This is a genomic window from Micromonospora sp. M51 (genome assembly GCF_018070305.1).
GTDB classification, from domain to species: Bacteria; Actinomycetota; Actinomycetes; order Mycobacteriales; family Micromonosporaceae; genus Micromonospora; species Micromonospora parva.
The window spans coordinates 1-5,374 of the sequence record NZ_JAGPXZ010000420.1 but is presented as its reverse complement, the minus strand read 5'-3'; the positions used below and the strand labels follow the sequence as shown (position 1 = coordinate 5,374).

Annotated in this window: 4 protein-coding genes and 1 pseudogene; all 5 read left to right on the top strand. The window is 70.8% G+C overall.

Annotated elements, in window-relative coordinates:
- Window positions 1-859, top strand: an 859-nt coding sequence (locus KBX53_RS21025; RefSeq protein ID WP_210861172.1) for a PhoH family protein, incomplete at its 5' end; no start/stop codon positions are given.
- Window positions 860-1,136: 277 nt separating this feature from the next.
- Window positions 1,137-1,814 (top strand): lytic transglycosylase domain-containing protein, encoded by a 678-nt coding sequence (locus KBX53_RS21020; protein ID WP_210861170.1) that lies wholly within the window; start codon window positions 1,137-1,139, stop codon window positions 1,812-1,814.
- A 105-nt stretch (window positions 1,815-1,919) separates the two neighbouring features.
- On the top strand, window positions 1,920-2,573 hold the full coding sequence (locus KBX53_RS21015) for a rhomboid family intramembrane serine protease (RefSeq protein ID WP_030328841.1): 654 nt from the start codon (window positions 1,920-1,922) through the stop codon (window positions 2,571-2,573).
- Window positions 2,574-2,679: 106 nt separating this feature from the next.
- Window positions 2,680-3,648 carry an NAD(P)/FAD-dependent oxidoreductase gene (locus KBX53_RS21010; RefSeq protein ID WP_030328840.1) on the top strand — a complete coding sequence of 323 codons (969 nt, stop codon included), beginning with the start codon at window positions 2,680-2,682 and terminating at the stop codon, window positions 3,646-3,648.
- A gap of 65 nt (window positions 3,649-3,713) precedes the next feature.
- Window positions 3,714-5,374 (top strand): annotated as a pseudogene (locus KBX53_RS21005) (hypothetical protein); the annotation flags it as partial.

Below are 5,374 nucleotides of genomic sequence, written 5' to 3'. Positions count from 1 at the left end.
CGGCCAGGCCAGTGACCCGACCTGGACCGGCATGTCGGAGCTGGAGTTGAGCGAGGAGCAGATCGGCCAGCTCTACGCCGGCGAGACGCTCGACCTCGACGAGGCGGCCGGGCTGCCCTGTCACACCGGTTTGGTGCTGCACTCGGCGCGTGGCTCGGCGCTCGGCCGGGTGCTGCCGGACAAGTCGGTGCGGCTGGTCCGGGGCGACCGGGAGGCGTTCGGGCTGCACGGTCGCTCGGCCGAGCAGCGGATCGCTCTCGACCTGCTGCTGGACGAGTCGATCGGGATCGTCTCGCTGGGCGGCCGGGCCGGCACCGGAAAGTCGGCGCTGGCGCTCTGCGCCGGGCTGGAGGCGGTGATGGAGCGTCGTCGGCACAAGAAGGTGATCGTGTTCCGCCCGCTGTACGCGGTAGGTGGCCAGGAGTTGGGCTACCTGCCGGGTTCGGAGTCGGAGAAGATGTCGCCGTGGGCGCAGGCGGTCTTTGACACGCTCGGCGCGGTGGTGCACGAGAACGTGCTGGAGGAGGTCACCTCGCGGGGCATCCTGGAGGTGCTGCCGCTGACCCACATCCGGGGGCGCAGCCTGCACGACGCCTACGTGATCGTGGACGAGGCCCAGTCGCTGGAGCGCGGGGTGTTGTTGACGGTGCTGTCCCGGATCGGGCAGGGCTCGCGGGTGGTGCTCACCCACGACGTGGCCCAGCGGGACAATCTGCGGGTCGGTCGGCACGACGGGGTGACGGCGGTCATCGAGGCGCTCAAGGGCCATCAGCTCTTCGCACACGTCACCCTCAGCCGTTCGGAGCGGTCGCCGATCGCCGCGATGGTCACCGACCTCCTGGAGGACATCCCGATCTGACGGGCGCTTTAGGGGGATTCGTCCCTATTTTTAGTGTGGCCCAGATCACAAACGGCCCGGTCCGTTTCCCATCAGCCTCACTGTGCGCAATCGTGTCCCACGAGCGTCCACGCACCACAGGAATCGTTGGTGATCGAACGTCGCGAGACGGACGACATCAGCGACGATCGGTGCGTCAGCGCGACCGGCAACCGGTCGGGGCGCTCGTGGCACGGCTGACGGCCCACCTGCGGCCCGCGCCGCGCCACGTCCTTGCTCCCGACGAAGGGACCACTTCGTGAGTCGGCTGTGGAGCCGGTTGGGCGCCCGTACGGCTGCTGTAGCGCTGCTCTCCGTGGGCGTTGCCGGTGGCTTCTACCTGGGCGAAGACCGGGAAACCCAGCAACAGGGCCTGGCCGACAAGGTCAGCGTCGAGGTCGACCGGGCCGACCTCGCGTACCAGCGTGAGCGGCAGGCCGCTCACCAGGTGCAGTTCTCCAAGCAACGCGCCGCCGAGTACCAGGCGAAGCTGCGGGCGAAGCAGGCCGCGAAGGAAGCCGCCGAGCGGGCACGCCAGGCCGAGGCCGCTGCGGCGTCGCGCAAACGTGAGCGCGCGGCCGCGAACGCGGCCGCGAAGCCGTACGACGGGCCGATCCCGGCGTCCTGCGCCGAGTACAGCGGCAACCGCAAGACCGGCTGCGCTCTGATGATCGACGCCGGCTTCGGCATCTCCGAGTTCCCCTGCCTGGAGAAGCTCTGGACCAAGGAGAGCGGCTGGAACCACAAGGCCAGCAACTCCTCGTCCGGTGCGTACGGCATCCCGCAGTCGCTGCCGGGCAGCAAGATGGGCTCCGTCGCATCCGACTGGCGAACCAACCCGGCCACCCAGATCAAGTGGGGGTTGGGCTACATCAAGGGCAGGTACAAGACGCCCTGCGGTGCCTGGACCTACTTCCAGAACAACGGGCACTACTGACGCTCTCGACGCGGGGCGGGTGGGAGACCACCCGCCCCGCTGTCGCGCGTACCCCGGTCGGGACGTGAGTGGCGGTCGGCCGCTTTTGCTGATAGCAGTTGTACGGTGACCCTGCACCCGTCAAGCGGCGACCCGTTCCGGTTCGGCACCGAGGCGTTCTACGCCTCGCTCGGCCGGGCCTTCGTCGCCATGTGCGCGGTGGTCCCGTTCCTGTTTCTCATCGAGGCCGTCGACCAGGGGCTGGCGTTCGGCCTGGACGCCACCGCCGGCATCATCCCGCAACGCATCGACGGGCTGGACGGGGTCTTCTTCTCCCCGTTCCTGCACCACGGCTTCGACCACCTCTACAGCAACAGCATCCCGCTGATCCTGCTGGGCACCTTCGTCCTCGCCGCCGGTGCCCGCCGGTTCCTCTGGTCGACCCTGATCATCATCCTGGTCAGTGGGCTCGGCGTGTGGTTCACCGGCTCGCCCAACTCGGTGGTGGTCGGCGCCAGCGGTGTCATCTTCGGCTACCTGGGCATCCTGCTCACCCGGGGCATCGTCGAGCGCAGCTGGTGGAACTTCGCGGTCTTCCTCCTGGTCGGTCTGCTCTACGGCTGGCAACTGGTCGGCATTCTCCCCACCGACGAGCGGATCTCCTGGCAGGGTCACCTGTTCGGCCTGCTCGGCGGGGTGGTGGCGGCGATCCTGTTCCGGCGGCGGCGACCGGCGGTGGACGGCCCGGACTATTCAGGTTCCACGCTCAGCCTGCCCTGAGCCGATTCTCCGGCGCGCCTCTGGGACGTCCTTGCCCGACTGTCGCCGCCCGCCTACGGTCGAGATCAGCACGCGTTGATCCGTAAGCGGAAAGCGACGGTACGCCATGCGCGAGGTCGATGTCGCCGTGATCGGGGCCGGTCCGGCCGGCCTCTTCGCCGCGTACTACGCCGGGTTCCGAGGGCTGTCGGTGGCGGTGATCGACGCGTTGCCCGAACCGGGCGGCCAGGTCACTGCCATGTACCCGGAGAAGCTGATCCTCGACGTCGCCGGCTTTCCCGCCGTCAAGGGCCGTGATCTGGTGGCCAACCTGGTGGCCCAGGCAGCGCCGTTCAATCCGCGGTACCTGCTCGGCACCCGGGCGGAGAAGCTCTCGTACGCTGACGGCCGACCGGTGCTGGGCCTGGCCGGCGGTGAGCAACTCGCCTGCGGCGCGATAGTGGTCACCGGCGGGCTCGGCAGCTTCAGCCCTCGGCCGTTGCCGTGCGCCGACGGCGCCCCCGGGTCAGGGATCGTCTACTTCGTGACCGAGCCGACCGAGCTGGCCGATCGGGACGTGCTGATCGTCGGTGGTGGCGACTCCGCCTTCGACTGGGCGTTGGCCCTGCAACCGCTGGCCCGGTCGGTGACCCTCGTACACCGACGGGAGAAGTTCCGGGCGCACGCCTCGACCGTCGCCCGGGTGCTCGCGCTGCCGGTGCGGGTCGTGGTCAACGCCGAGGTCACCAGGCTGCTCGGGGACGGCACGGTGACCGGTGCCGAGGTGACAGTGCGCGGCGGCGCCACCGAGACGTTGCCGGTGGACGTCGTGGTGGCCGCCCTCGGTTTCACCGCCGACCTGGGCCCGCTCGCCGAGTGGGGGCTACGGCTGGACCGCCGCCACATCCTGGTGGACAGCGCGATGGCCACCAACCTGCCCCGGGTCTTCGCGGCGGGCGACATCACCGAGTACCCGGGCAAGGTCCGGCTGATCGCCACCGGCTTCGGTGAGGCGGCGACGGCGGTCAACAACGCGGCGGTGGCCATCGACCCGAGCGCCCACCTCTTCCCGGGGCACTCCTCCGATGCCGGCTGAGCGTCGGTACCGGACCCAGACCGACCTGAGCCCGGATCGAGACAGGTCGACCCGATCCTGAGGGGATGACGGGTTCCGCCACTCCCCAGGACGGCGCACCCACCACGCTGTCCTGGCTCTGCCACACTGCCACTCTGTTCGCGCTGGCCCTGCTGCTGGTCAACGATCATGTGCTGAAGGCGGCCTTCCCCGGCCCGGTGACCGGCAAGCTGAGTGACGTCGCCGGGCTGGTGCTCACCCCACCGCTGGTCGCGGTGCTGCTGACCCTCCTGCTGCCACGACTGCCGGCCCGGAGGGCCGCATCCGTCGCCCTGGCCACTGTGGGTGCCGGGTTCGCGGTGGTCAAATCCAGTGGGTACGCCGCCGAACTCGCCTCCTCGGCCTGGACCGTGCTGGCCGGGCCGTCGCTGGTCCGGGCCGACTGGACCGACCTGTTCACCCTGCCGGCGCTCGGCCTGGCCTGGTGGAGCTGGCGGCGGTCACGTCGCCGCCCGGTGCGCCGACGGACCGCCCGGCTGGTCCGGATGCTGGTGGTGCTGCCACCGGCGGTCTTCGCGGTGGCCGCCACCAGCCAGTACCAGTACCCGTACGCCGTGGGCACCGCCCTGCTCGACGGTCACCCGGCGATCTCGATCGGCGTGGGATACAACGATCGGACCTGGCCGGAGGGGCCGGCTGACGGCCGATGGTCGATCAGCCAGGACGGGGGGAACACCTGGCGGCCCGCCGCCGACGGCGAGGAACAGCGGTTGTCCCGCCAGGGCCCCGGGCAGCGGCAGGCGTGTGTGCCCACCGAGCCGCAGCGGTGCTACCGGGCGGTCGCCGAGCACCTGCGGGTGGAGCAGAGTGACGACGCGGGCGTGACCTGGCAGGTGGCCTGGGAGGTGTCGGACGCGCGCCGCGAGGGGATGGCCCGCCGGTTCGCCAACCCAGGTGACATCCGCCGGCACTTCGCCTCCCGCGATCTGATCGTCTATCCGGCCGCCGGTGGCGGCCACGAGGTGCTGGTCGCCAACGGGCGCGACGGCATCCTGCACCGGAGAGCGGACGGCGGATGGCAACGCGACGGCTTCCGACATCACGCGGGACCGGACGACGGAGGCTGGACCGAGCCGCCCGCGCTGGACGGCGGGCTCGGCAGCCGCGACACGGACCTGCAGCTCGCCCTCGCGCTCGCGCTGACCCTCGGCGTTACGGTCACCGTGCTCGCTGGTCATCTGGCGATCCGTCGCGGGGGCGGTCCGCGCTGGTGGGGGGTCGCCGGCAGCGGGGAGATAGTGGTCGCGGGGATCGTGCTGGCGGGCGCCTGGGGGCGCAACGATGACTCCTCGACGGGCATGGCCCTGCTGTTCGTCGTTCTGCCCCTGAACGTCGTGACAGCGACGGCCATGCTCGTTCGGGTCTCCTACCAGGACGCACTGACCCGATGGAGCGGATGGGCACTCACCGGGCTGCTGCTCACCGCGCTCCTGTCCCTGGTGCCGCTCGTGGGTTGGCTGGGCGGGAACCCTGCGCAGAGCAGGGTCGCCGTGGCGCTCGCCCTGCTGGCCCTGGTGCCGGGCGTGCTGCTCGCCGTCCGGATCGCCCGGCTGTACGACCCGGCCCGGGCGTTTGGGCACCGATACCCACCGCACCCGTCCGATCCGCCCTACCCGCAGTACCCGCCGCACCCGGCCGCAGTGCCCTACCCGCCCTACCCGCCCGCGGTGCCCGATCCGTCCTACCC

Coding starts and splice junctions, on each gene's coding strand:
- KBX53_RS21010 (WP_030328840.1), top strand. CDS start 2,680: ATGCGCGAGGTCGATGTCGCCGTGATCGGGGCCGGTCCGGCCGGCCTC.